Source organism: Sphingomonas sp. PP-F2F-G114-C0414 (assembly GCF_003688595.1).
Lineage (GTDB): Bacteria > Pseudomonadota > Alphaproteobacteria > Sphingomonadales > Sphingomonadaceae > Sphingomonas.
Genome location: NZ_RCWT01000014.1, coordinates 166,028 through 189,400 on the forward strand (window position 1 = coordinate 166,028; position 23,373 = coordinate 189,400).

Annotated in this window: 23 protein-coding genes; 20 read left to right on the forward strand and 3 right to left on the reverse strand. The window is 64.7% G+C overall.

Annotated elements, in window-relative coordinates:
* The 5 genes from C8J47_RS16835 (at position 1) to rutA (ending at position 4,858) form a co-directional block, all read left to right on the forward strand.
* Positions 1–1,593 (forward strand): long-chain fatty acid--CoA ligase, encoded by a 1,593-nt coding sequence (locus C8J47_RS16835; RefSeq protein WP_121886634.1) that lies wholly within the window; start codon positions 1–3, stop codon positions 1,591–1,593.
* A 181-nt stretch (positions 1,594–1,774) separates the two neighbouring features.
* Positions 1,775–2,503 carry a pyrimidine utilization protein B gene (gene rutB, locus C8J47_RS16840; protein WP_121886635.1) on the forward strand — a complete coding sequence of 243 codons (729 nt, stop codon included), beginning with the start codon at positions 1,775–1,777 and terminating at the stop codon, positions 2,501–2,503.
* Positions 2,504–2,603: 100 nt separating this feature from the next.
* A complete protein-coding gene (rutC, locus tag C8J47_RS16845) occupies positions 2,604–2,987 on the forward strand; it encodes a pyrimidine utilization protein C (RefSeq protein WP_121886636.1) in 384 nt (127 codons plus the stop codon).
* Entirely contained in the window at positions 2,987–3,775 is a 789-nt protein-coding gene (gene rutD / locus C8J47_RS16850) for a pyrimidine utilization protein D (RefSeq protein ID WP_121886637.1), read from the forward strand. Before rutC ends, rutD begins: the two co-directional genes overlap by 1 nt.
* A 9-nt stretch (positions 3,776–3,784) precedes the next feature.
* The gene (gene rutA / locus C8J47_RS16855) at positions 3,785–4,858 is read left to right on the forward strand and encodes a pyrimidine utilization protein A (RefSeq protein ID WP_121886638.1); all 1,074 of its coding nucleotides are present in this window, start codon (positions 3,785–3,787) and stop codon (positions 4,856–4,858) included.
* A 356-nt stretch (positions 4,859–5,214) separates the two neighbouring features.
* Here rutA and C8J47_RS16860 read toward each other — a convergent pair whose 3' ends face one another.
* Positions 5,215–6,993, reverse strand: coding sequence for a cation:proton antiporter (locus C8J47_RS16860; RefSeq protein WP_056055938.1), 1,779 nt, complete (start codon positions 6,991–6,993; stop codon positions 5,215–5,217).
* A 289-nt stretch (positions 6,994–7,282) separates the two neighbouring features.
* A complete protein-coding gene (locus C8J47_RS16865) occupies positions 7,283–8,503 on the reverse strand; it encodes an NADP-dependent isocitrate dehydrogenase (RefSeq protein ID WP_121886639.1) in 1,221 nt (406 codons plus the stop codon).
* Positions 8,504–8,645: 142 nt separating this feature from the next.
* Between C8J47_RS16865 and C8J47_RS16870 the strand changes: the two genes are divergently transcribed.
* Complete coding sequence (locus C8J47_RS16870; protein WP_060527374.1) at positions 8,646–9,374, forward strand: phosphatidylserine decarboxylase; 729 nt, start codon at positions 8,646–8,648, stop codon at positions 9,372–9,374.
* Between the two features lie 38 nt (positions 9,375–9,412).
* Complete coding sequence (locus C8J47_RS16875) at positions 9,413–10,231, forward strand: CDP-alcohol phosphatidyltransferase family protein (protein WP_404969291.1); 819 nt, start codon at positions 9,413–9,415, stop codon at positions 10,229–10,231.
* Here C8J47_RS16875 and C8J47_RS16880 read toward each other — a convergent pair.
* A complete protein-coding gene (locus C8J47_RS16880; protein WP_056489532.1) occupies positions 10,170–10,403 on the reverse strand; it encodes a hypothetical protein in 234 nt (77 codons plus the stop codon). The genes C8J47_RS16875 and C8J47_RS16880 overlap by 62 nt on opposite strands.
* 325 nt (positions 10,404–10,728) lie before the next feature.
* On the opposite strand from C8J47_RS16880, the gene rpsB reads away from it, so the two are divergent.
* The 13 genes from rpsB (at position 10,729) to C8J47_RS16945 (ending at position 22,932) form a co-directional block, all read left to right on the forward strand.
* Entirely contained in the window at positions 10,729–11,580 is an 852-nt protein-coding gene (rpsB, locus tag C8J47_RS16885) for a 30S ribosomal protein S2 (protein ID WP_056066002.1), read from the forward strand.
* Positions 11,581–11,669: 89 nt separating this feature from the next.
* Complete coding sequence (tsf, locus tag C8J47_RS16890) at positions 11,670–12,602, forward strand: translation elongation factor Ts (RefSeq protein WP_121886640.1); 933 nt, start codon at positions 11,670–11,672, stop codon at positions 12,600–12,602.
* Between the two features lie 411 nt (positions 12,603–13,013).
* A complete protein-coding gene (gene pyrH / locus C8J47_RS16895; RefSeq protein WP_121886641.1) occupies positions 13,014–13,742 on the forward strand; it encodes a UMP kinase in 729 nt (242 codons plus the stop codon).
* A gap of 1 nt (position 13,743) precedes the next feature.
* Positions 13,744–14,301 carry a ribosome recycling factor gene (frr, locus tag C8J47_RS16900; protein WP_121886642.1) on the forward strand — a complete coding sequence of 186 codons (558 nt, stop codon included), beginning with the start codon at positions 13,744–13,746 and terminating at the stop codon, positions 14,299–14,301.
* Complete coding sequence (locus C8J47_RS16905; RefSeq protein ID WP_121886643.1) at positions 14,298–15,065, forward strand: isoprenyl transferase; 768 nt, start codon at positions 14,298–14,300, stop codon at positions 15,063–15,065. Before frr ends, C8J47_RS16905 begins: the two co-directional genes overlap by 4 nt.
* Before the next feature lie 65 nt (positions 15,066–15,130).
* On the forward strand, positions 15,131–15,886 hold the full coding sequence (locus tag C8J47_RS16910) for a phosphatidate cytidylyltransferase (RefSeq protein ID WP_121886666.1): 756 nt from the start codon (positions 15,131–15,133) through the stop codon (positions 15,884–15,886).
* Positions 15,883–17,040 carry a 1-deoxy-D-xylulose-5-phosphate reductoisomerase gene (locus tag C8J47_RS16915; RefSeq protein WP_121886644.1) on the forward strand — a complete coding sequence of 386 codons (1,158 nt, stop codon included), beginning with the start codon at positions 15,883–15,885 and terminating at the stop codon, positions 17,038–17,040. The genes C8J47_RS16910 and C8J47_RS16915 overlap by 4 nt, the downstream gene beginning before the upstream one ends.
* Positions 17,037–18,170 (forward strand): RIP metalloprotease RseP, encoded by a 1,134-nt coding sequence (gene rseP / locus C8J47_RS16920; protein ID WP_121886667.1) that lies wholly within the window; start codon positions 17,037–17,039, stop codon positions 18,168–18,170. The genes C8J47_RS16915 and rseP overlap by 4 nt, the downstream gene beginning before the upstream one ends.
* 53 nt (positions 18,171–18,223) lie before the next feature.
* Positions 18,224–21,001 carry an outer membrane protein assembly factor BamA gene (bamA, locus tag C8J47_RS16925; RefSeq protein WP_259467617.1) on the forward strand — a complete coding sequence of 926 codons (2,778 nt, stop codon included), beginning with the start codon at positions 18,224–18,226 and terminating at the stop codon, positions 20,999–21,001.
* On the forward strand, positions 21,001–21,663 hold the full coding sequence (locus tag C8J47_RS16930) for an OmpH family outer membrane protein (RefSeq protein ID WP_056055958.1): 663 nt from the start codon (positions 21,001–21,003) through the stop codon (positions 21,661–21,663). The genes bamA and C8J47_RS16930 overlap by 1 nt, the downstream gene beginning before the upstream one ends.
* 11 nt (positions 21,664–21,674) lie before the next feature.
* The gene (gene fabZ / locus C8J47_RS16935) at positions 21,675–22,157 is read left to right on the forward strand and encodes a 3-hydroxyacyl-ACP dehydratase FabZ (protein ID WP_259467613.1); all 483 of its coding nucleotides are present in this window, start codon (positions 21,675–21,677) and stop codon (positions 22,155–22,157) included.
* A gap of 104 nt (positions 22,158–22,261) precedes the next feature.
* On the forward strand, positions 22,262–22,492 hold the full coding sequence (gene rpmE, locus C8J47_RS16940) for a 50S ribosomal protein L31 (protein WP_055880673.1): 231 nt from the start codon (positions 22,262–22,264) through the stop codon (positions 22,490–22,492).
* Between the two features lie 125 nt (positions 22,493–22,617).
* A complete protein-coding gene (locus tag C8J47_RS16945) occupies positions 22,618–22,932 on the forward strand; it encodes a PilZ domain-containing protein (protein WP_121886646.1) in 315 nt (104 codons plus the stop codon).
* Positions 22,933–23,373 lie beyond the last annotated feature (441 nt).

Genomic DNA, 23,373 nt, shown 5'->3' on the forward strand with positions numbered 1-23,373 from the left:
ATGCTGGGTGGAATGCAGGATTTCGAGCTTCGTGTTCCCCGCCTGATAGACCACGCGGCGCGGGAGCATGGGGCGAGGGAACTCGTCAGCTACTGGGCCGACGGTCGCGAGACGCGCACGAACTGGGCCGGCATCGCGCGCGACGCCCGCAAACTGGCTCAAGCGCTCGAAAAGCTCGGTGTAGCCCCCCGCGACCGGGTCGCGACGCTGGCCATGAACCACGCGCACCACCTCGTCGCCTGGTACGGCACGATCGGCATGGGCGGCGTGATCCACACGATCAACCCGCGGCTGTTCGACGAGCAGCTCGTCTACATCGCCAACCACGCCGAAGACCGCGTGATGCTCTACGACAAGGCGTTCCAGCCGCTGGTCGATCGCCTGCGCGGGCAATGGACCAGCATCCGCCACTATATCTGCTTCGACGATCTCGGGCCCGATGGTTTCCAGGCCATGCTGGACGCGGAGGACGGCGCTTACGCGTGGGTCGAGGGGCCCGAGCGCGACCCGTGCATGCTCTGCTACACCAGCGGCACCACCGGCAATCCGAAGGGCGTCCTCTACACGCACCGCTCGACCATGATCCACGCGATGGCCGAGGTCGCGCCGTGGGTCTTCGATCTCTCGCCGAACGCCGTGGTGCTCCCGGTCGTCCCAATGTTCCATGCGGCCGCCTGGGGTCTGCCGTTCGCCTGTGCGCTGTCGGGTGCGAAGGTCGTTTATTCCGCGGTCAACGACCCCGCCGTGCTGTGCCGCCTGATGAACGACGAGAAGGTGACGCACTCCGCCGGCGTGCCGACCGTCTGGCTCGCGATGTTCGGCCACATGGACGCCTTGGGCGACGCGCCGCGCCACCTCAAGCAGGTAACGATCGGCGGCTCGGCAGCCCCCCGCGCGATGATCGAGCGGATCATGGGGATGGGCGCCACGGTGAAACACCTCTGGGGCATGACCGAGACCTCCCCGATCGGCACCGCCGGCTTCGCGCCCCCACATTGGGACGACATGACGCACGACGAAAAGCTCGACCTGGTCGGGAAGCAGGGCAGCGTCCCCTTCGGCATAGAACTCCGCATCATCAATGACGAAGGCAAGGTCCTCCCCCGCGACGGCTCGATCGCCGGCCGGTTGCAGGTCCGTGGCCCTTGGGTAGTCCAACGCTATTTCGGCGCGGAAGAGGATGCGGTCGACGCGGACGGCTGGTTCGACACCGGCGACGTCGCGATGCTCCACGCCGACGGCACGATGCAGATCACCGATCGCTCGAAGGACGTCATCAAGTCCGGCGGCGAATGGATCAGCTCGGTCGATCTGGAGAACGCGGCGGTCGGCTGTCCGGGCGTGGCGGAGGCGGCGGCGATCGGCGTCCACCACCCCAAGTGGGACGAGCGCCCGTTGCTGCTGGTCGTCCGCAAACCCGGCAGCGACGTGGGAGAAGCCGAAATCCGCGACTACCTGGCAAAGCACGTCGCCAAATGGTGGCTCCCCGATGCGATCGTCTTCGTCGAGGACCTGCCGCACACCGCGACGGGGAAGTTGTTGAAGACCGCCCTGCGCGAACGCTTCAAGGATTTCGCGCTGGCGGCCGCGTGACTTCCCCCCTCCCTGGAAGGGAGGGGCCGGGGGTGGGTCGGCCCGCTCGTGGTGCAACGTCTCCTGATACGGAACCCGACCCACCCCCAACCCCTCCCTTCCAGGGAGGGGGGAGAATACTCCACACAGCGCCCTCCATTTCGCACTTGCACAATTCCCGTGATCCAGCGAGCTTGTCACAATGACCGAGGCCACCCCGATCATCCGTACCGGCGCGAACGAGGCGAACGCCGTCACGTTGCCCGCAAGGCCGGAAGCGCTCCGCCTCGATCCCGCGGAAACCGCCGTGGTCGTGATCGACATGCAGAACGCCTACGCCTCCCCCGGCGGCTACGTCGACACGGCCGGCTTCGACATCGCAGGCTCGGCCGGCACCATCGCCCAGATCGCCAAGGTCCTCGACACCGCCCGCGCGGCGAAAATGCCGGTCGTGTTTCTCCAGAACGGCTGGGACCCCGACTATGTCGAGGCCGGCGGCCCGGGCTCGCCCAACTGGCACAAGTCCAACGCGCTCAAGACCATGCGCGCCCGCCCCGAACTCCACGGCCAGTTCCTCGCGCGCGGGGGCTGGGACTACGAGATCGTCGACGCGGTCGCTCCCCAACCCGGCGACATCCGCGTCCACAAAACCCGCTACAGCGCGTTCTTCAATTCGCAGCTCGACAGCATCCTGCGCAGTCGCGGCATCCGCAACATCGTCTTCGTCGGCATCGCCACCAACGTCTGCGTCGAGAGCACGCTGCGCGACGGCTTCCACCTCGAATATTTCGGCGTGATGCTGGAGGACGCGACGCACCATCTCGGCCCGCCCGAGATGCAGGCGGCGACCGTTTACAACGTCGAGAAGTTCTTCGGCTGGGTCAGCACCGTCGACGATTTCTGCGGAAGCTTCGGACAGCGCCCCGGATGAACCACTTCAAAAACCCGCTCGTGCTGAGCGAAGTCGAAGCACAGTCACCACCCATGCCCTTCGACTTCGCTCAGGGCGAACGGAGGTAGAGGAGCCGACAATGCCGTTCGAAGCCATCAACCCACCCCAGTTCCCGACCCCCATCGCCCCCTATTCGGCCGCCGCGAAGGCCGGCAACACGGTCTACGTCTCGGGCGTGCTGGCATTAGGCGAGGGCGGAACGGTCCTCCACGTCGGCGACGCCGCAGCCCAAACCCGCGCCATCCTCGACACCATCAAGACCACGCTCGAAGCCGCCGGCGCGACGCTCGCCGACGTCGCCTTCAACCACATTTTCCTGAAAGACCTCGCCGACTACGCAGCCTTCAACACGGTCTACGCTGAGTATTTCCCTGGCCCCAAGCCCGCCCGCTACTGCATCAAGACAGACCTCGTGAAGCCGGACTGCCTCGTCGAGATCGCCAGCATCGCCCACCTCGCCTGATGGGGATCGCAGGCGGCATCCACTCGGAGGAACACGGCCAGCCCGACGGCCCCGCGATCCTCCTATCGAGCGGCCTCGGCGGCTCGGGCAGCTACTGGCAGCCGAACCTTGCAGCGCTCGGCGCCGGTCACCGCGTCATCACCTACGACCACCGCGGCACGGGCCGCTCCGACGCCCACGTCCCCGGCGACCTGACCGTCGACGCAATGGCCGCCGACGTCGTCGCGCTCATGGACGCGATCGGGCTCGAGAACTGCACCTTCATCGGCCACGCGCTCGGCGGCCATATCGGTCTCGCGCTCGCGCTGTCCGCACCCGAACGGCTAGACCGTCTCGTCGTCATCAACGGCTGGGCCAAGCTCGACCCGCACACCGCGCGCTGCTTCGATACCCGGCTCGCGCTGCTGAAAGACAGCGGCCCGCGCGCGTATCTCCACGCGCAACCGCTGTTCCTCTACCCGCCGCAATGGATTTCGGACCATCACGACCGGATCCAGGACGAGGAGGAGGCGATGCTCGCGCATTTCCCTGGCGCGGAAATGATTCAGCGACGCGTCGCGGCGGTCCGCCGGTTCAACATCGCCGGCCGGCTCGACGAGATCCGCGTCCCGACGTTGTTGGTAGCCTCGGACGACGACATGCTCGTGCCGCCGTCTGCCTCCGAAAAGCTTGCCGCCGGCATCCCCGGCGCGCAGCTTGCCCGGATGGCGGCAGGCGCGCACGCGTGCAACGTCACCCGCGCGGAGCATTTCAACATGTGGCTGCTCGACTGGCTCGACGGCGAATAGGAGCGGCATATGCAGGTCGGCGTCTTCGTACCCATCAACAACAATGGCTGGCTGATCAGCGAGAACGCGCCGCAGTACAAACCAAGCTTCGACCTCAACAAGGCGATCGCGCAGGCGGCCGAGAAGCACGGGCTCGATTTCCTGCTGTCGATGATCAAGCTGCGCGGGTTCGGTGGCAAGACCGAGTTCTGGGACTACGGGCTGGAGAGTTTCACGCTGATGGCGGGCCTCGCCGCCGTCACCGAGAAGATCAAGATCTACGCGACCTGCGCCACGCTGCTCATGCCCCCGGCCTATGCCGCGCGGATGTGCAGCACGATCGATTCGATCAGCCACGGGCGGTTCGGGCTGAACCTCATTACTGGCTGGCAGCCCCCCGAATATACGCAGATGGGCATGTGGCCCGGCGACGAACATTTCCGCAACCGCTACAAGATGCTCGACGAATACGCCCACATCCTCCGCGAACTGTGGGAGGAGGGGACGTCCGACTTCAAGGGCGACTATTACCAGATGAGCGATTGCCGCGTCTGGCCAAAGCCGACCGGCGACACGAAGATCATCTGCGCCGGATCGTCCGATGACGGCTTGGCGTTTTCGGCGAAATGGGCCGACTACGCGTTCTGCCTGGGGAAGGGCGTCAACACCCCGACCGCCTTCGCGTTCAACAACGAGCGGCTGGCCGTAGCGACCGCCAAAACCGGCCGGGACGTGCAGATCTTCGTCCTGATCATGATCATCGCCGCCGAAACCGACGACGAGGCGATGGCGAAGTGGAAACACTACAATGCCGGCGTGGACGTCGACGCGATCGCCTGGCTGACCGATCAGGGTGCCAAGGACACGCACAACGCGGACACCAACGTCCGCCAGCTTGCCGCCCCCGAAGGTGCGGTCAACATCAACATGGGCACGCTGGTCGGCTCGTACGAAAGCGTCGCGCGGATGCTCGACGAGATGGCGGCCGTCCCCAACACGGGCGGTGTCCTGCTGACTTTCGACGACTTTCTCGAAGGTGTGGAAGCATTTGGGACGCGTATCCAGCCGCTGATGAAGAGCCGCAAAGGCGTGGTCCCGGGCTGAAGTGGCCTTGTTAGCCTAACCCGCTCCGACCGTCTTTTGTTCGCCCTTTCCCATCGGGAGAGGGAAGGGCCCCGCGGCGTCTTCGCCTTGGGAAGGGTAGGGCAAGAGGATAGCGCCTGACGAAGCGATCACCGCGCAACCACCGCCCTGGCGAAGGCCGGGGCCCAATTGGGGAACGAAGATAATGGAGGGCAGCCTTCCGTTACGACCACCTTTCCAACTGGGCCCCGGCCTCCGCCGGGGGGCGTGATTTGGGGTAAGGTTCCGCGAGCCAACAGTGTTTCCCCGCGAAGGCGGGGACCCAGACTGGACTCCCGCCTTCGCGGGAGAACAACCTGCTCACGGAGCAGTGGAGGTCAAACCGCCCGAGGAGTCCGCTTCGCCTTCCTGATCCGAGGCTCCGCAATCATGTCCGCCGCCTTCTTGATCTCTTGGCGAAGCTCATCCCGCTTCTCATGGATCGAAGCAATCACCGGCCCCATCGCCACCCCAAGATCGACCAGCACAGCCTCCGCCAGCTGCAGCGAACTCTCCAGCGTCTCCGGCACCGCATCCGTAACACCAGCCCGGTACAACTCCGCCGCATGTGCCGTATCCCGCGCACGCGCCACGATCGGCAAGTCCGGCGCCAAAGCCCGAACCCGCCGCGCCAGCCGCACCGTCAACACCGGATCGTCCATCGTCAGGATCAGCGCTTTGGCGGTATGCAGCTTGAGCCGATCCACCAGTTCCGGCCGCGCGACGTCCCCGAACAGCACCGGATGCCCCTGGGCCCGCGCGGCCTCGACGGAATCGATATCCGCCTCCACCGCAACGTACTTCTGTCCGTGGACCGCCAGCATGTCCGCCACCATCCGGCCCACGCGACCAAAGCCGATCACGACGGTTCCCGGTCCATCGTCGTCGATCTCGATATCGCCAGCATCGGCACCCGACCGGCTTTCGAGTTGACGCGAAACGGTGCGGCCGAGCTTTGCCAGTAGCGGCGTGATCGTCAGCCCGATCGCAGTGACGGTCTGCCAGAAAGCGGCGGTCGATGGCATGATCAACTGCGCCTGCGCGGCCGTCGCAAGCACGATCAGCGTAGTTTCGGAAGGGCTGCCCATCAGCAACCCCGTCTCCGCCGCAACGCCGCGCCGCGAATTGGCGACGCGCAGGAACAGGAACGTCACGATAGCCTTGGTCGCCACCACGCCCGTCACGGCCAACAGCAACGACGGCCAGTTCTGCGCGATCAACCGCAGGTCGAGACTCATGCCGACCGTGATCAGGAACACGCCGAGCGCGAGCCCCTTGAACGGCGCGGTGATGACCTCGACCTCGCTGTGATATTCGGTCTCGGCGATCAGCAACCCCGCCAGCAGCGCGCCGACGATCGGCGACAGCCCGGCGGCCGTTGTCGCGACGCTCGCGACGATCACCACCAGTAGCGACGCGGCCAGGAACAGCTCAGGGCTCTTGGTGCGCGCGGCCTGCCCGAACAGCCGGGGCAGGACGACCCGCCCGCCGATATACATCGCGACCACCGTCAGCCCACCGCGCAGCGCGACACCGGCGATGTTCGACCAGCCGTCCGCACTCGCGGTCGGCGCCAGCGCACCGAGCACGAAGATGATCGGGACGAGCGCCAGATCCTCGAACAACAGCATCGCGAACGCACCACGCCCGACCGCGCCGGTGGTGCCGACGAGCGGCAGGACCAAAGCCGTGGACGACAACGCGAGCGCAAACCCGAGCCCGATTGCGCCCGCCCATTCCTGGCCGATGAAGTGCAACGCCACGCCAATGATAAGCGCCGAGCCGATCAGTTCGGCGGCGCCGGTGCCGAACACGAGCTGCTTCATCGACCACAAGCGCTTGAACGAGAGTTCGAGGCCGATCGAGAACAGCAGCAGGATGATGCCGAACTCGGCGAACGGCTCGATCGATTCCGGGTTCGAGATCGTCAGATAATACAGCCAGGGCGCGGAGCCGGTGAGCGAGCCTAGCCCAGCGGGCCCGACCAGCAGACCGACCAGGATGAAACCGATAACCGGGCTGACCCGGAACCGCGCGAACGCGGGAATGACGAGCCCGGCCGCGCCAAGAATGACGAGCGCGTCGCTGAAACCTTGATTGTCGAGCCGTAATGCCATGCGTGCGACCTTAGGGGACGCATGACGGATTTGTCAGGAAGAAATACTGCGTGCTCGAAAGGGGAGGGCGCCGATAGATATTATCGCGTCGGACGATGCGCCTCCCCGGCGAAGGCCGGGGCCCAGTTGGTGAGGTCGCGGTAACGAAGCGCGGCGGCGATCAGCAACGTTGCCCAACTGGACCCCGGCCTTCGCCGGGGAGGGGGGGCGCAGGATAGCCAAGCACGGACCCGAAGGCGCATGCTCGATTAGGTAGCCCCGCTTCCGTTGCCGAAAGCGGGGCGTCAGTTCAGGCCCAGTTGGCCATCTCGGTCTCGAGGTTCGAGCGCACCTGCTCGAAGAACTGCTCGGTCGTCATCCAGGGCTGGTCGGGCCCGATCAGGATCGCGAGATCCTTGGTCATGTGGCCGTTCTCTACCGTCTGGACGCAGACGCGCTCGAGCGTCTCGGCAAACTTCGTGACGTCGGGCGTGTCGTCGAACTTGCCGCGATACTTGAGGCCACCGGTCCACGCGAAGATCGACGCGATCGGGTTGGTCGAGGTCGCCTTGCCCTGCTCGTGCATGCGGAAGTGGCGCGTGACGGTGCCGTGCGCCGCCTCGGCCTCGACGGTCTTGCCGTCCGGGGTCAGCAGGATCGAGGTCATCAGGCCGAGCGACCCGAAGCCCTGTGCGACCTGATCCGACTGGACGTCGCCGTCATAGTTCTTGCAGGCCCAGACGAACTCGCCGTTCCACTTGAGCGCCGACGCGACCATGTCGTCGATCAGGCGATGCTCGTAGACGATGCCCGCTTCCTTGAACTTGTCCTTGAACTCGGCCTCGAACACCTCGGCGAACAGATCCTTGAAGCGGCCGTCATAGGCCTTCAGGATGGTGTTCTTGGTCGACAGGTACACCGGCCACTTCAGGTTGAGGCCGTAATGCATCGATGCGCGTGCGAAATCGCGGATCGAATCGTCGAGGTTGTACATCGCCATCGCAACGCCGGCCGACGGGAACTGGAACACCTCGCGGTCGATGACCGTGCCGTCGTCGCCTTCGAACACGAGGCGCAGCTTGCCGGGGCCGGGGACCAGATAGTCGGTCGCGCGGTACTGATCGCCGAATGCGTGACGGCCGACGACGATCGGGTGCGTCCAGCCCGGGATCAGGCGGGGGACGTTCTTGATCACGATCGGCTCGCGGAAGATGGTGCCGCCGAGGATGTTGCGGATCGTGCCGTTCGGCGACTTCCACATCTTCTTCAGGCCGAACTCGGTGACACGCTGCTCGTCGGGTGTGATCGTCGCGCACTTCACCGCGACGCCGTGCTTCTGCGTGGCGAGCGCGCTGTCGATCGTGACCTGGTCGTCGGTCGCGTCGCGATGCTCGACGCCGAGATCGTAGTAATCGAGTTCGATGTCCAGATAGGGCTTGATCAGGCGTTCGCGGATCCATTCCCAAATGATCCGCGTCATCTCGTCGCCATCGATCTCCACGATCGGATTCTTTACCTTGATCTTTGCCATGTGCGCGTCCTTCGGGGGAGGGGTTTGAGGAGCGTCTAGGGGAGCGCGCCGCAGCGATCAACCGTTCGCCAACCGTTGGCACTGTAAGGAAAAGCCGGTTCATCGTTGTATCGCGCGTCGTGCACGGATAGACCCGCAGGTTATGGCATCGCTCGACAAGCCGCCCGTCACGACCTCCACGGTCAAATGGCGATTTCCCGCAGTCCATCCGGAGGGCCACAAATACGTCGCGATCGCGACCGGCATCACGCTGCTGCTGACGATCCTCAGCCACGTGCTGTTCTGGCCGATGGTCGGCGTCGTGATCTGGGTCGCGACGTTCTTCCGCGATCCGATCCGCACTACCCCGCAAGGCGAAGGCTTGATCGTCGCCCCCGCAGACGGGCTGATCACGATGATCCAGCGCGTGCCGATCCCGCGCGAGCTTGCCGGCGAGAACGGTCTCGGAGACGCGCCGCTGGTGCGCGTGTCGATCTTCATGTCGGTGTTCGACGTGCACATCAACCGCACCCCGATCGCCGGAACTATCCGGCAGGTGGTCTATATCTCGGGCAAGTTTCTCAACGCCGACCTCGACAAGGCGAGCGACGAAAACGAGCGCCAGCATTTCGTGGTCGAGGACCGCAACGGCATGCGGATCGGCTTCACGCAGATCGCTGGCCTGGTGGCGCGCCGTATCCTTGGCTTCGTGAAGGCCGGTGACATGGTCGCGGTCGGCCAGCGCATCGGCTTGATTCGGTTCGGCAGTCGAGTCGACGTGTACCTGCCCGATCATGTCGTGCCGCAGGTTTGCCTCGGCCAGCGCAGCATCGCCGGCGAGACCGTGCTCGGTCGCGTCGGTGGCGTTCCGGTGGGTGGTATCGCCCAGTGATCGATCGCGACGGGATCGATGACGACTCAACCGATTCGATCGAAGAGCGATGCCGGGGCCGGTTCGGCCGCACGCGGCGTGCACCGCGCGGACTTCCCCTGCGCGCCGTCGCTCCCAACGCCGTTACCGCGCTAGCCCTGTGTTCAGGCCTGAGCGGTGTGCGGTTCGCGATAGGCGGACAATGGGAAAGCGCGGTCGCGATGATCATGGTCGCGGGCGTGCTCGACGGTCTCGACGGTCGGATCGCGCGGATGCTGCACGGCGAAAGCCGGTTTGGTGCCGAGCTCGACTCGCTGTCCGACGCAATCTCGTTCGGCGTCGCGCCTGCGTTGATCGTCTACCTCTGGTCGCTCACGGCTTTGCCGCGCATCGGCTGGATCTGCTCGCTGATCCTCGCCGTGTTCTGCGCGCTGCGTCTCGCACGCTTCAACGCCAAGATCGACGAGAGCCACCAACCGCACAAGTCGGCGGGATTTCTGACTGGCGTCCCGGCTCCCGCCGGCGCCGGGCTCGCGCTGATGCCGATGTTCTTCTGGTTCTGGACCGACGAGCCGAAATTCGCGTCGCCGTATTTCGTGGCGCCGTGGGTCGCGTTCGTCGCGCTGCTGATGGTGTCCAGCATCGCGACCTATTCGTGGAGTTCGGTCAAACTCCGCAGCAACATCCGGTTCGAGGCGATCGCGCTCGTCGTACTGCTCGGCGCCGCCATCGTGAGCGCGCCGTGGCATACGCTCAGCATCATCTGTGTTCTGTACCTGCTGTCGATGCCGTTCAGCATCGCGAGTTACGCCAAAATCAGGCGGCAGCGTTCCAGCGGCGGGCGGGCACCGGAGCCGACGTCGAAGCCCAGCGCCTGACCGCGATCCGGCGCTCCGCAACGGCCAGCGTGCGGAGTGGCTGGAACGCGGGTTCGACGTTGCCCATCGCGAGGCGGACGATACGGTCCCACTGCGGCGCGATCGACGAGACGATCATCATGCCCGCGACCGCGAATGCACCAGCAAAAACCATGAAGCTCAGAACCAACATCACGTCCGCCTTCCTATGAGTTGCGAACAATTTCTTAATATCCGCAAACACTTGGTCAGAAACATCGTTCCATTCGTCGCATTTCGAATCCAGTCATGCCGGGATGATTCTGCGCCGAGTCGAACATGTGTTCCCCTCTGAGCCCTTTATGTTCTCATTGCGTTCCATGAGTCAAGCGGGCGTTGTGCAATTGCTTTTCGCGGAAGGCCACGCTAAGGGCCGCGCCTCTAACCCCGCATGGGAGGCATCATAGCCCGGTGCGTCACGGTCATTCGGCCACAACGTCATCCGCTTCCCAGAGGCACAACCGGAAGGATATATCCCTATGGCGGCTCCAGTCGTCTCCATGCAGCAGCTCATCGAAACGGGCGCGCATTTCGGCCACCAGACTCATCGGTGGAACCCCAAGATGAAGCCTTACATCTTCGGTGATCGTAACGGCGTCCACATCCTCGACCTGTCGCAGACCGTGCCGCTGTTCGCGCGCGCGCTCGAATTCGTCTCGTCGGCGGTTGCCGGTGGTGGCAAGGTCCTGTTCGTCGGCACCAAGCGCCAGGCGCAGGAGCCCGTCGCGGACGCAGCGCGTCGTTCGGGCCAGCACTTCGTCAACCATCGCTGGCTGGGCGGCATGCTCACCAACTGGAAGACCATCTCGGGTTCGATCAAGCGTCTCAAGACGCTCGAGGAAATGCTTTCGGGCGACACCGTCGGCCTGACCAAGAAGGAAGTCCTTCAGCTCACCCGCGAGAAGGACAAGCTCGAGCTTTCGCTCGGCGGCATCCGCGACATGGGCGGCATTCCCGACGTGATGTTCGTGATCGACGCGAACAAGGAAGAGCTGGCGATCAAGGAAGCGAACACGCTGGGTATTCCCGTCGTCGCGATCCTCGATTCGAACGTGTCGCCGGACGGCATCGCCTTCCCGGTTCCCGCGAACGACGACGCAGCCCGCGCCATCCGCCTGTACTGCGAGGCGATCGCGATCGCAGCGACGCGCGGCGGCCAGGAGCAGCAGCGCCGCACCGGTGCCGACATCGGCGCGATGATCGAGCCGCCGAAGGAAGAGGCCATCGCAGAGCCGACCGTCGAAGCTACGGCTGACACGGCACAGGCAACCGCGAATGCCGATACCGCTGCAGAATTCGCAGCCGAGGGTGAGCGCCAGATCGACGCATAAGCGTCGTCGCCGAACCGTCATGCGGGCGGGGTAGGGCGAAAGCTCTGCCTCGCCCGCAACCATATTCAGACCTAAAAAGGATTAGAGACATGGCCGATATCACGGCAGCGATGGTCAAGGATCTGCGCGAGAAGAGCGGCGCGGGCATGATGGATTGCAAGAAGGCGCTCAGCGAGAACGCCGGCGACATGGAGCAGGCAATGGATTGGCTGCGCACCAAGGGGCTCGCAGCCGCCGCCAAGAAGTCCAGCCGTACCGCGGCCGAGGGCCTGGTCGGCGTCGCCGTGTCGGGCACCAAGGGTGCAGCGGTCGAAGTCAATTCCGAGACCGATTTCGTCGCGAAGAACGACCAGTTCCAGTCGTTCGTCCGTGACGTCACGCAGATCGCGCTTGCAACGGGTGGCGACATCGAGGCGCTGAAGGCGCAGGCGATGCCATCGGGCAAGACTGTCGAGGAAGTCCTGACGAACAACGTCGCGACGATCGGCGAGAACCAGTCGCTGCGCCGCTCGCGCACGCTGGAAGTCAGCAAGGGTGCGGTCGTACCGTACATCCACAATGCAGCGGCTCCCGGCCTCGGCAAGATCGGCGTGCTCGTCGCGCTCGAATCGGAGGCTTCGGACGAGGTTCTCCAGACGCTCGGCAAGCAGCTCGCGATGCACATCGCAGCCGCGTTCCCGAAGGCATTGAACGAAGCCGACCTCGACGAGTCCGAGATCGAGCGCGAGCGCGCGATCGCGACCGAGAAGGCCGCCGAGTCGGGCAAGCCTGCCGACATCATCGCCAAGATGGTCGAGGGCGGCATCGCCAAGTACCGCAAGGAGCACGCCCTGGTCAGCCAGCTGTTCGTGATGGACGGCAAGACCAAGATCTCCGACGTCGTCGCCAAGGCCGGCAAGGATGCGGGCGCCGAGATCAAGCTGGTGGACTATGTCCGCTTCCAGCTGGGTGAAGGCATCGAGAAGGAGCAGTCCGACTTCGCAGCCGAGGTTGCTGCTGCATCGGGCGTTCCACAGGCATAAGCCTACTTCCTCCCTCGCTCCTCCGGGGAGAGGGAAGGGGCCCGCCGCGCTTGCGGTGGGAAGGGTAAGGGGAGTGGTTGGGTCTCGAACCTCACTCCCCCTCATCCGGCCCTACCGGGCCACCTTCTCCCCGAGGGGAGAAGGATAGCGGGGCAGCCTTGGTGCTGCTCCGTCATCCCCGCGCAGGCGGGGATCCATACATTCCGGACCCGGTGATCTACCGAGACGTCAGCCCATATGGGTTCCCGCCTCCGCGGGAATGACAGTGATTTTCCGATACGCGCGCTTCTGCGAACGACGATTTTCGGTCTCATCTCCACCCAGTTTCGATGCACGCGCCGCACAGCGCTTCACATCGCAAGCCTCGCCGCCTAAGGTCCGCGCCGCCCCGCCAATCACAGTTCGAGATTTATGACGCCTCCGCGCTACAACCGTATCCTGCTGAAACTGTCAGGCGAAGTCCTGATGGGTACCTCCGGCCTGTCGATCGACACCGAGGTTACCGCGCGCGTCGCGCAGGAGATCGCCGACATCAAAGCCCGAGGCTATGAGATCTGCATCGTCGTCGGTGGTGGCAACATCTTCCGCGGCATGGCGGGGGCGGCACGTGGCATGGATCGCGCGACCGGCGATTACATGGGCATGCTCGCGACCGTGATGAACGCGCTGGCCGTGCAGAACGCGCTGGAGCAGATCGGCGTCGACACGCGCGTCCAGTCGGCGATCCCGATGGCGTCGGTGTGCGAGCCGTTCATCCGTCGCCGCGCCGAGCGTCACCTGGAGAAGGGTCGCGTCGTGATCTTCGCGGCGGGCGTCGGCAGCCCATATTTCACCACCGATTCGGGCGCCGCTTTGCGTGCTGCCGAGATGAAGTGCGATGCGCTGTTCAAGGGCACCTCGGTCGACGGCGTCTATAACGCCGACCCGAAGACGCACCCCGACGCGGTGCGCTATGAAACGGTCACGTATAGCCGCGTGCTGTCCGACGACCTCAAGGTCATGGACGCGAGCGCGATCGCGCTGTGCCGCGACAACAACATCCCGATCGTCGTCTTCAACATCCGCGAACCCGGCAATCTTGCCGCGGTGCTTAGCGGTAATGGCGTGTCGACGATCGTCCAGAACGAGCAGGAGCTTTAAGATGGCCGCATACGACAAGACCGACCTCGAACGCCGCATGGCGGGTGCCGTCGAAGCGCTGAAGAGCGACCTCGCCGGCCTGCGCACCGGTCGCGCGTCGACCGCGCTGCTCGATCCGGTCATGGTGACGGTGTACGGCTCGTCGATGCCGCTGAACCAGGTCGCGACCGTGTCGGCGCCCGAGCCGCGGATGCTGTCGGTGCAGGTCTGGGACAAGTCGAACGTCGGCCCGACCGACAAGGCGATCCGCTCGGCCGGCCTCGGGCTCAACCCGATCGTCGACGGCCAGACGCTGCGCCTGCCGATTCCTGACCTGACCGAGGAACGCCGCAAGGAACTCGCCAAGCTTGCCGGCCAGTATGCCGAGAAGGCGCGCATCGCGGTCCGTAACGTCCGCCGCGACGGGATGGATTCGCTGAAGGTCGACGAGAAGAAGGGCGTGTTCGGCGAGGACGAGCGCAAGCGTCACGAGACCGAAGTCCAGAAGCTGACCGACAGCGTCATCGCCGAGCTCGATGCGACCGCGACCGCCAAGGAAAAGGAAATCCTGGGCAAGTGAGGGCGTTCGGCGCCGCTTCGGCCGGGGCCTCTCCGGCCGCACCGCTCGTCGCCGTTTCCTCAGGCGGCGCGGTGCCGCGTCATGTCGCGATCATCATGGATGGCAATGGCCGCTGGGCGAAGAAGCGGTTCCTGCCGCGCTTCGCCGGGCACAAGGCCGGCGTCGAGGCAGTGCGCAAGGTGACGCGGGCGGCGCGCACGATGGGGATCGAGGCGCTGACGCTGTACGCGTTCTCGTCGGAGAACTGGCGGCGCCCGGCCGAAGAGGTCAGCGACCTGATGGGGCTGCTGCGGCATTTCATCCGCAGCGACCTCGACGAACTCGCGCGCGAGAACGTCCGGCTGCGCGTGATCGGCGATTATCACAGCTTTTCGCCCGATCTGGTGGCGATGGTTGATGATGCGATCGCGCGGACCGCGAGTAATACCGGCCCGATCCTCGCGATCGCGCTGAATTACGGCGCGCATGCCGAACTGGTGACGGCCGCTCGGCGGCTGGCGGAACGTGCCCGCGATGGTGCGCTGGATCCGGCGGACATCGACGCGGCGACGATCGAAGCCGAACTCGACACGCATGACCTGCCGCCGCTCGATCTGATGATCCGGACGTCGGGCGAGCAGCGGCTGTCGAACTTCCTGTTGTGGCAGGCCGCGTATGCGGAGCTCCTGTTCGTCGACACGCTCTGGCCCGACTTCGACGCAGGCTCGCTCGCCGATGCCGTCGCGGTGTTCGGTCAACGCCAGCGCCGCTACGGTGGTCTGTGAGTCTTACCGACCCTGAAAAGGCGCCCGATCAGGCGTTGCGCACGCCGTCCAATCTCCAGCTCCGCATGATCGCCAGCGTCGGCATGATCGCGGTGGCCAGCCTTGCATTGACGCTCGGCGGGATCGCGTTCTGGGTGCTCGGCGTGGTCGCCGCGCTGTTCATGATGGCGGAATGGTCGATGCTGCAGGGCGCCGACGCCAAGACCAAGCGGATGACGCAGTTCGCATTGTCGGTGCCGCTCGCGCTGATGGCGCCGGCGTCGCTGATCCTCGTCATCCACGATTTCTTTACGCTGGGCCTGCTTGTGGGGGCGGCGTTCTTCGTCGTCATCACAACGCGCAAACCGCCGCTCGCGCTGGGCATTCTCTATTGCGGGCTCCCCGTGCTCGCGCTGATGATCATTCGGCGCCAGGACGAGGGCATCCTCTTCACGTTGTGGGCGCTGTCGCTGGTCTGGGCATGCGATATCGGCGCGTTCTTCACCGGGCGGACGCTGGGAGGACCCAAGCTCGCGCCGGTGATCAGCCCGAACAAGACGTGGTCGGGGCTGATCGGCGGTGTCGTGCTCGCGAGCGCGGTCGCGGCGGTGCTGCACATGCAATACGGCATGCCGCTGCGGATGACGCTGGCGACGCCGGTGCTCGCCGTGCTCGCGCAGATGGGCGATCTTTACGAGAGCTGGTTGAAGAGAGTGGCGGGCGTGAAGGACAGCGGCAACATCCTGCCAGGGCATGGCGGCGTGATGGATCGCCTCGACGGGCTGGTCCCGGTCGCACCGGTCGCGGCGTTCCTCGTTCTTCTGCCGCATTTCTACGCATGAAGACCGTAACAATCTTGGGTGCGACCGGCTCGGTCGGCACCTCGACGCTCGACCTGATCGAGCGGGAGCCCGATCGCTTCCGCGTCGTCGCGCTGACCGCCAATTGCGACGTGACCAAACTCGCCACCGCCGCGATCCGTACCAACGCTGAGTTCGCCGTAGTCGCCGACGAAAAGTGCCTGCCGGAGTTGCGCGAGGCGCTGGCCGGCACGGGGATCCGCGCAGGTGGCGGTGCCGAAGCGATCGCCGAGGCGGCGTCGTCGGGCGCCGACTGGACGATGGGCGCGATCGTCGGTTGCGCGGGTTTGAAGCCGGTGATGGCGGCGATCGGGCAGGGCGGGACCGTGGTGATCGCCAACAAGGAGCCGCTGGTCTCCGCCGGCGACGTCATCCTCGCCGCGGCCAAGCGGACCGGCGCGACGCTGCTGCCCGCCGACTCCGAGCACAACGCGATCTTCCAGTGTTTCGACGCGACTCGCCCCGAGCGCGTCCGCCGGATCATCCTGACGTGCAGCGGCGGGCCGTTCCGCGACTGGACGACCGCGCAGATGCGCGGCGTCACGCTCGAACAGGCGGTGAAGCACCCCAACTGGTCGATGGGCGCGAAGATCTCGGTCGATTCGGCGACCTGCATGAACAAGGGCCTCGAACTGATCGAGGCCGCCCGGCTGTTCCCAATCGCACACGACCGGATCGAGATCGTCATCCATCCGCAGTCGGTGGTCCACAGCCTCGTCGATTACGTCGACGGCTCGGTGCTGGCGCAGCTCGGTCCCCCCGACATGCGCACGCCGATCGCGCATACGCTCGCCTGGCCGGACCGGATGGCGACGCCGATGGCCCCGCTCGACCTTGTCGCGATTGGCCGGCTCGACTTCGAGGCCCCGGACCAGGTGCGCTTCCCGGCGCTGCGACTCGCCCGAGAGGCGCTGGGCGCAGGGGGGGCCCGGCCGGCGATCCTCAACGCGGCCAACGAGGTAGCGGTCGAGGCCTTCCTCAAGCGCCGCATCGGCTTCCTCGAAATTGCCGCAATCGTCGATCATACCCTATCGTGCTACGATCCGGCCGCACCGGACAGTGTCGATGCCGTGCTGGCGATCGATGCCGAGGCGCGGGTTTTGGCGGGCGAGCGTGTAGAGGATTGCGCGGTTTGATCGAAACACCCGGTATCCTTCTGACGATCCTGTCGTTCGCGCTGGTGATCGGACCGCTCGTGTTCGTGCACGAGATGGGCCATTACCTCGCCGGACGCTTTTTCGGGATCAAGGCGGATGCCTTCGCGATCGGCTTCGGCCGCGAGATCGCCGGCTTCACCGACAGCCGCGGCACTCGGTGGAAGTTCGGATGGTTGCCGCTTGGCGGCTATGTGAAGTTTGCCGGCGACATGAACCCGGCGAGCCAGCCCTCGGCCGAGTGGCTTTTGCTACCCGCCGAGGAGCGTCAGCGCACCTTCCAGTCGAAGCCGGTGTGGCAGCGCGCGATCGTCGTTGCCGCCGGCCCGATCGTGAACTTCGTGGTCGCGATCCTGATCCTCGCCGGTTTCGCGTTCGCATACGGCGATGTTCGCATGCCACCGATCGTCGGGGGCACGGTACCCGGCAGCGCCGCGGCGACCGCCGGATTGCAGCCCGGCGACCGCATCACCGCGATCGGCGGCCGTTCGGTCGAGACGTTCGACGATCTCGCCCGCTACGCGCGTATCCGTGCCGGCGAGAGCACGCGGATCGACGCGGAGCGCGACGGGCAGACGGTATCGCGCGACATCGTGATCGGTACCGAACTCCAGCGCGATCGCTTCGGCAACGAATACCGCATCGGCCGCCTCGGCATCGCTGGCAGCAAGCCCGTCATCGTTCCCGTTAGCTTGATCGAGGCGCCCGTCGTCGCGGTGAAGCGCACCGGCGAGATCGTCTCGATGATGGTCGAGACGCTGGGTCAGGTCGTTACCGGACGCCGGTCGGTGAAGGAACTTGGCGGCCCGCTCAGCATCGCCAAGGTGTCGGGCGAGCAGATGTCGCTCGGGCTCGACGCCTATGTGTTCCTGATCGCCCTTGTTTCGATCAATCTGGGGTTCATCAATCTGCTGCCAGTGCCGATGCTCGATGGCGGGCACCTGTTCTTCTACGCGATCGAAGCGGTGCGCAGGCGCCCGGTCGAGCCGCAGGTGCAGGAATGGGCATTTCGTGGCGGGCTCGCAGCAATTCTCGCGCTGATGCTGCTGGTGACCTTCAACGATCTCGGCAATTTCGGGCTTTGGAAGAATCTGGCCGGCTTGATCGGCTGATCACGATAGGGCAGGGCGGGCGCGCCTTGTATGTGCACGTTTTGAAGGTGGGTTTGGTGACAGCGATCAACGGTTACGATTTCGCGCGTAAGGGCGCCCTGCTGCTCGCAGGTACGATCCTGTCGGGCGTTCCCGCGCTGGCACAGACCGTGCCGGCTGGATCCGCGACTCCGGCGGCGACACCGTCGTCGAGCCCCGCGACGGGTCGTCAGGCGCCGACCACGGCCGCCCCTGCAAAGGGTGCTGTTGGTGTAACGCCCGTAGCCGCGCCGGTATCCGCGCAAACGATAAAGACTTTGCGCGTCGAGGGATCGCAGCGCATCGAGCCCGAGACGGTGCTGTCCTACACCAAGCTGCGCGTCGGCATTCCGTACACTGCAGAGACGCTCGATCAGGCGCTGAAGGACCTCCAGGCCAGCGACCTGTTCGCGGATTACTCGATCGCGGGTGTCGAGGACGGCAACATCGTCCTCCGCGTGCGCGAGAATCCGATCATCAACCGCGTGATCATCGAGGGCAACAAGGCGCTCAAGACCGACAAGATTACCAAGGAGATCAAGCTCGCGCCGCGCCAGATCTTCACGCGCACCGCGGTCCGGCAGGACATCGCGCGGATCATCGAGCTGTATCGCCGCCAGGGCCGTTTCGCCGCGGTGATCGATCCGAAGATGGTCAATCTCGACCAAAACCGCGTCGATGTCGTGTTCGAGGTCAGCGAGGGCCCGAAGTCGAAGGTCCGCCAGATCAACATCCTCGGCAACGAGGTGTTCTCGGACGACCAGATCCGCGGCCAGATGGCGACCAAGCAGTCGCGCTTCTTCCGCCTGCTCTCGTCGGCGACCAGCTACGATCAGGATCGCCTTTCGTACGATCAGCAGAAGCTGCGCCAGTTCTACCTGACGCAGGGCTATGCGGATTTCCGCGTGACCTCGGCCGTCGCCGAGCTGACGCCGGACAAGAAGGACTTCATCATCACGTACGTGGTGGAGGAGGGCAAGCGCTACAAGTTCGGCGACGTCACCGTCGACAGCCAGATCCGCGACTTCGACAACAAGAAGCTCGCGGCGTCGCTGCCGCTCAAGAAGGGCGACTGGTACAACGCCAAGCTCGTCGAGGATTCGGTCGACAATCTCAGCCAGACCGCGGGTCTGTTCGGCTATGCGTTCACCGAGGTGAACCCGGAGTTCGCCAAGGACGCCGACACGCTGACGATGGGGATTAATTTCAACATCGCCGAAGCCAAGCGCACCTATGTCGAGCGGATCGATATCAACGGCAACACGCAGACGCAGGACAAGGTCGTCCGCCGCGAGATCCGTTTGGCCGAGGGTGACGCGTTCAACAGCTTCCAGGTCAAGCGCTCGCAGGATCGCATCAACTCGCTGGGCTATTTCCAGGACAAGATGGAGATCAAGCAGCTGCCGGGTTCGGCGCCCGACCGCGTGATTCTGGAGACCAACCTCGAAGAGAAGTCGACCGGCGAACTCCAGCTGTCGGCGGGCTATTCGAGCCTCGAACGCTTCATCATTCAGGCCAACATCACGCAGCGCAACTTCCGCGGCAAGGGCCAGGAGCTTCGCGCCGGCGTCAACTATTCGAGCTATTCGAAGTCGATCGAGCTGGGCTTCACCGAGCCGTATCTGTTCGACAAGAACATCGCGGTCGGCGGCGATATCTTCCGCCGCGACTACAACTCGTTCAACTATATCGGCAACGATCGCCAGACCACCTATTCGCAGGTCTCGACCGGCTTCCAGCTTCGTGCCGGTGTGCCGCTGACCGAATTCTGGTCGCTGTCGGCGCGGTATGGCCTGTCCTACGACAAGGTCGGACTGAACGAATCGACCTACTTCACCAACGGCAACTGCGATATCCTCAAGGCGGGGCGCTATCTTTGCGAAGCGATCGGCAACCGCTGGACGTCGTCGGTCGGCTATTCGCTGATGCGCGACACGCTCAACAGCCGTCTGCGTCCGACGGCAGGGTCGCGCGTCTCGTTCAGCCAGGATTTTGCAGGCCTCGGCGGCGATGTTAAATACATTCGTACGCGTTTAGAAGGCGCGAAATACTGGAACGCGGGCAGCGGGTTCATCCTGTCGGCAATCGGTGAGGGTGGCTATATCAAGTCGCTTGAAAGCAGCAAAAGGTCCGGCGTCGACGCCGTGCGGATCACCGACCGCTTCTATCTCGGCGAGCCGCAGTTCCGTGGTTTCGATATCCGCGGCGTCGGCCCGCGCGTCCTTCGTATTCCGTACACGACCGACGCGACGACGGGTAAGCAGGTTCTTTCCACCGACCGCAACACGTTCATCGATGATGCGCTGGGCGGCAACGCCTATTATCTCGGCCGTATCGAGATGGAGATCCCGCTTGGGTCGGGTGCGCGCGAATTGGGTCTTCGTCCTTCGATCTACGTCCAGGCGGGCTCACTGTTCAGCATCACCAAGCCGAACCTGACGCTCGATCCGGCGCTGTATCCACGAGCGGCGGACGGCTCGTTGCTACCGTACGCGCCGCCGATCCTGAACAGCGCGGGTCAGATGCAGTATCAGGTGCCCGTGACCGGTACCGTTACCACCTGTGCCAACGGTACCGGGACGGCGCCCAATTGCACGGGGACAACGGCGAACACACTCGTGACGTCGACGCCCTATGGTCCGTATTCGGAACAGTTCCTCGGCAACTCCGCCAAGCCGCGTCTTTCGATCGGTATCGGCGTGAACTGGAACTCACCATTCGGTCCGCTTCGTATCGACCTCGCCCGTGCTTTGATGAAACAGCCCGGCGACGACCCCAAGCTCATCACTTTCAACGTAGGGACACAGTTCTAATGACGACGTTCAAGACGCTTCTCCTCGCCGCGGCACTCGTCGCGCCTGCCGCCATGACCGCAACCGCTGCCGATGCGCAGGTTTCGGGTATCGCCGTCGCCGACGCACAGGGTGCGATCGCCAACTCGAAAGCCTGGAACGCTGCGCGCGCTCAGATCGAGACGACCTACAAGGCGCAGCTCGATCAGGCCGAGACGCGTCGGCAGGCTGTCGCGCGTGAGCTTCAGCCGCTCGTGACCGCGTTCCAGGCCGCGCAGCGTGCGCCCGGCGCTTCGGAGGCATCGCTGCGTCCGCAGGCTCAGGCGATCCAGACGCGCGAGAACGCTGCCAATCAGGAACTAGCCCGTCTGACGCAGCCTGCGCAGCGCGCGCAGCAATACGCGATCGAGCAGATCCAGGCGAAGCTCAGCGATGCCGTCACGGCAGCGGTTCGCGCCAAGAACGTCAGCCTGTTGCTGCGTCCCGAGGCTGCCCTGTTCGCGCAGCCCACCGCTGACATCACCGCTGCGATCACCACCGAACTCGACCGTCTGGTGCCGACCGTAAGCACCGCTGTCCCCGCCAATTGGCAGCCCAACCAGAACGGCCAGCAGCAGGGCGCAGCACCGGCGTCGGCACCTGCAGCCGCGACCGGCAAGCGCACCACGCCGCAGGGCCGTTGAGCGAGCCGACGATGACCGACTCGGTTGACGCCGTGAAGACCGGCATGGGCCCGCTCGATATCGGGCGGGTGATGGCGGCGTTGCCGCATCGCTATCCGTTGCTGCTGGTCGATCGTGTCGAGGATCTGATCCTCGACACGTCGATCACCGCGATCAAGGCGGTGTCGATGAACGAGCAGTTCTTCCAGGGGCATTTCCCGGGCCGCCCGATCATGCCGGGCGTGCTGATCGTCGAGGCGATGGCGCAGGCGGCGGGGATCCTCGCGGTCGAGTCGCTCGGGCTCGGGGGCTCGGGCAAGCTCGTCTATTTCATGGCGATCGACGGCGCGAAGTTCCGCAAGCCTGTCGAGCCGGGCGTGCTGCTCAAGCTCGAAGTCACTTTCGTCCAGAAGCGGAGTTCGGTCTGCAAGTTCGCGGGTCGCGCTCTCGTGGACGGGCAACTGGTGGCCGAGGCGAACTTCACGGCGATGATCGCCGATCCGCCGAAAGCCTGACGACGACGCGCCAGCCGCGCGATCTTGTAAAATCGGGCGCGTCCGTGTACGGGCGCGCCTTCCTTTTCAGGCTGGTCGGAACCAGCCACTTACGGAGAATTCCCATGAAGGCCGATACGCACCCCGATTATCACATGATCACCGTCCAGATGACCGATGGCAGCAAGTACCAGACTCGCACCACCTGGGGTAAGGAAGGCGATGTGATGACGCTCGAGATCGATCCGCTCGCGCATCCGGCATGGACGGGCGGCCGCGGCACGATGCTCGACACCGGTGGCCAGGTCGCGCGCTTCAACAAGCGTTTCGGTGGCGGTCTCACGCTCCGCAAGTAAACGTAACCCCCCGGAACGGATCGATACTCATTCGTTCCGGGGGCATTTATTAAGATCACGTTAGGCACCGGCGGCTAGGCTTGTAACTGCAAGCCAGACTTAGGACTCGCAAGGACGAGGACGCCATGTTCGCCGCCGATTTCGAACCCGCAGAGCGCACCAGCCGCCGCGGTTCGCCCCGTGCCCCTGTCGCGTTGGACGTCAGCATCGGCAAGACGCGCCGCACGTTGTGTAGAGTCGTCGACATCTCAATCAACGGCGTGCGGCTCCAGACCTATTCGGCGCTCAAGCGCGGGACGAGCATCTGGCTCAACCTGCCGCAGATCGGCCAGATCGTCGCCGAAGTCATGTGGGCGGACGATTTCACCGCCGGCTGCAAGTTCCGCAAACCGCTATCGATCGAAGCGTTCGATGCGCTCATTCGGGATCACCCGGCATAGCGTCGTTAATCGCGGTCGCGTCAGGTCGCACGATGGCACCTTGGCACCAATACGACTCTGAGCTTCTGGCCATGATGGCCGCCAGCAGCCCTTGGGTCGCGTCGGACGAGACGCGCAATTTCGAAATCTCGAGTTGGTGTGGGCCAAACGGACGGTCGCGGAGTGACTTACAGCGAGCAGCGTCACAGGGGTGGGCAGCAACGAGTGCCCGTAGAGCGGCACGCGAGCCGGAAAATGGAAAACCGACCAAAAACTGTAAAATAGTGTTTGACGGGGTGGGGGGGTGGCCCTAGAGGGGTGTCACCGCAGCGGACGGCCTCAACGGCTTCTGAAGCGGTCGCAGAAAACCAGATGCTCCAAGCTTCTTGAGAGGGAGGTTATGCGAGTGTCGGTATTTTTGTCGGCTCTTTGACATTGTAGGTTAAGATGAAGGGACATGTG

Excerpts from the sequence above, each read along its gene's own strand:
- C8J47_RS16835 (WP_121886634.1), top strand. The coding sequence starts at position 1 with ATGCTGGGTGGAATGCAGGATTTCGAGCTTCGTGTTCCCCGCCTGATA.
- rutB (WP_121886635.1), top strand. The coding sequence starts at position 1,775 with ATGACCGAGGCCACCCCGATCATCCGTACCGGCGCGAACGAGGCGAAC.
- rutC (WP_121886636.1), top strand. The coding sequence starts at position 2,604 with ATGCCGTTCGAAGCCATCAACCCACCCCAGTTCCCGACCCCCATCGCC.
- rutD (WP_121886637.1), top strand. The coding sequence starts at position 2,987 with ATGGGGATCGCAGGCGGCATCCACTCGGAGGAACACGGCCAGCCCGAC.
- rutA (WP_121886638.1), top strand. The coding sequence starts at position 3,785 with ATGCAGGTCGGCGTCTTCGTACCCATCAACAACAATGGCTGGCTGATC.
- C8J47_RS16860 (WP_056055938.1), bottom strand. The coding sequence starts at position 6,993 with ATGGCATTACGGCTCGACAATCAAGGTTTCAGCGACGCGCTCGTCATT.
- C8J47_RS16865 (WP_121886639.1), bottom strand. The coding sequence starts at position 8,503 with ATGGCAAAGATCAAGGTAAAGAATCCGATCGTGGAGATCGATGGCGAC.
- C8J47_RS16870 (WP_060527374.1), top strand. The coding sequence starts at position 8,646 with ATGGCATCGCTCGACAAGCCGCCCGTCACGACCTCCACGGTCAAATGG.
- C8J47_RS16880 (WP_056489532.1), bottom strand. The coding sequence starts at position 10,403 with ATGTTGGTTCTGAGCTTCATGGTTTTTGCTGGTGCATTCGCGGTCGCG.
- rpsB (WP_056066002.1), top strand. The coding sequence starts at position 10,729 with ATGGCGGCTCCAGTCGTCTCCATGCAGCAGCTCATCGAAACGGGCGCG.
- tsf (WP_121886640.1), top strand. The coding sequence starts at position 11,670 with ATGGCCGATATCACGGCAGCGATGGTCAAGGATCTGCGCGAGAAGAGC.
- pyrH (WP_121886641.1), top strand. The coding sequence starts at position 13,014 with ATGACGCCTCCGCGCTACAACCGTATCCTGCTGAAACTGTCAGGCGAA.
- frr (WP_121886642.1), top strand. The coding sequence starts at position 13,744 with ATGGCCGCATACGACAAGACCGACCTCGAACGCCGCATGGCGGGTGCC.
- C8J47_RS16910 (WP_121886666.1), top strand. The coding sequence starts at position 15,131 with ATGATCGCCAGCGTCGGCATGATCGCGGTGGCCAGCCTTGCATTGACG.
- C8J47_RS16915 (WP_121886644.1), top strand. The coding sequence starts at position 15,883 with ATGAAGACCGTAACAATCTTGGGTGCGACCGGCTCGGTCGGCACCTCG.
- C8J47_RS16930 (WP_056055958.1), top strand. The coding sequence starts at position 21,001 with ATGACGACGTTCAAGACGCTTCTCCTCGCCGCGGCACTCGTCGCGCCT.
- fabZ (WP_259467613.1), top strand. The coding sequence starts at position 21,675 with ATGACCGACTCGGTTGACGCCGTGAAGACCGGCATGGGCCCGCTCGAT.
- rpmE (WP_055880673.1), top strand. The coding sequence starts at position 22,262 with ATGAAGGCCGATACGCACCCCGATTATCACATGATCACCGTCCAGATG.
- C8J47_RS16945 (WP_121886646.1), top strand. The coding sequence starts at position 22,618 with ATGTTCGCCGCCGATTTCGAACCCGCAGAGCGCACCAGCCGCCGCGGT.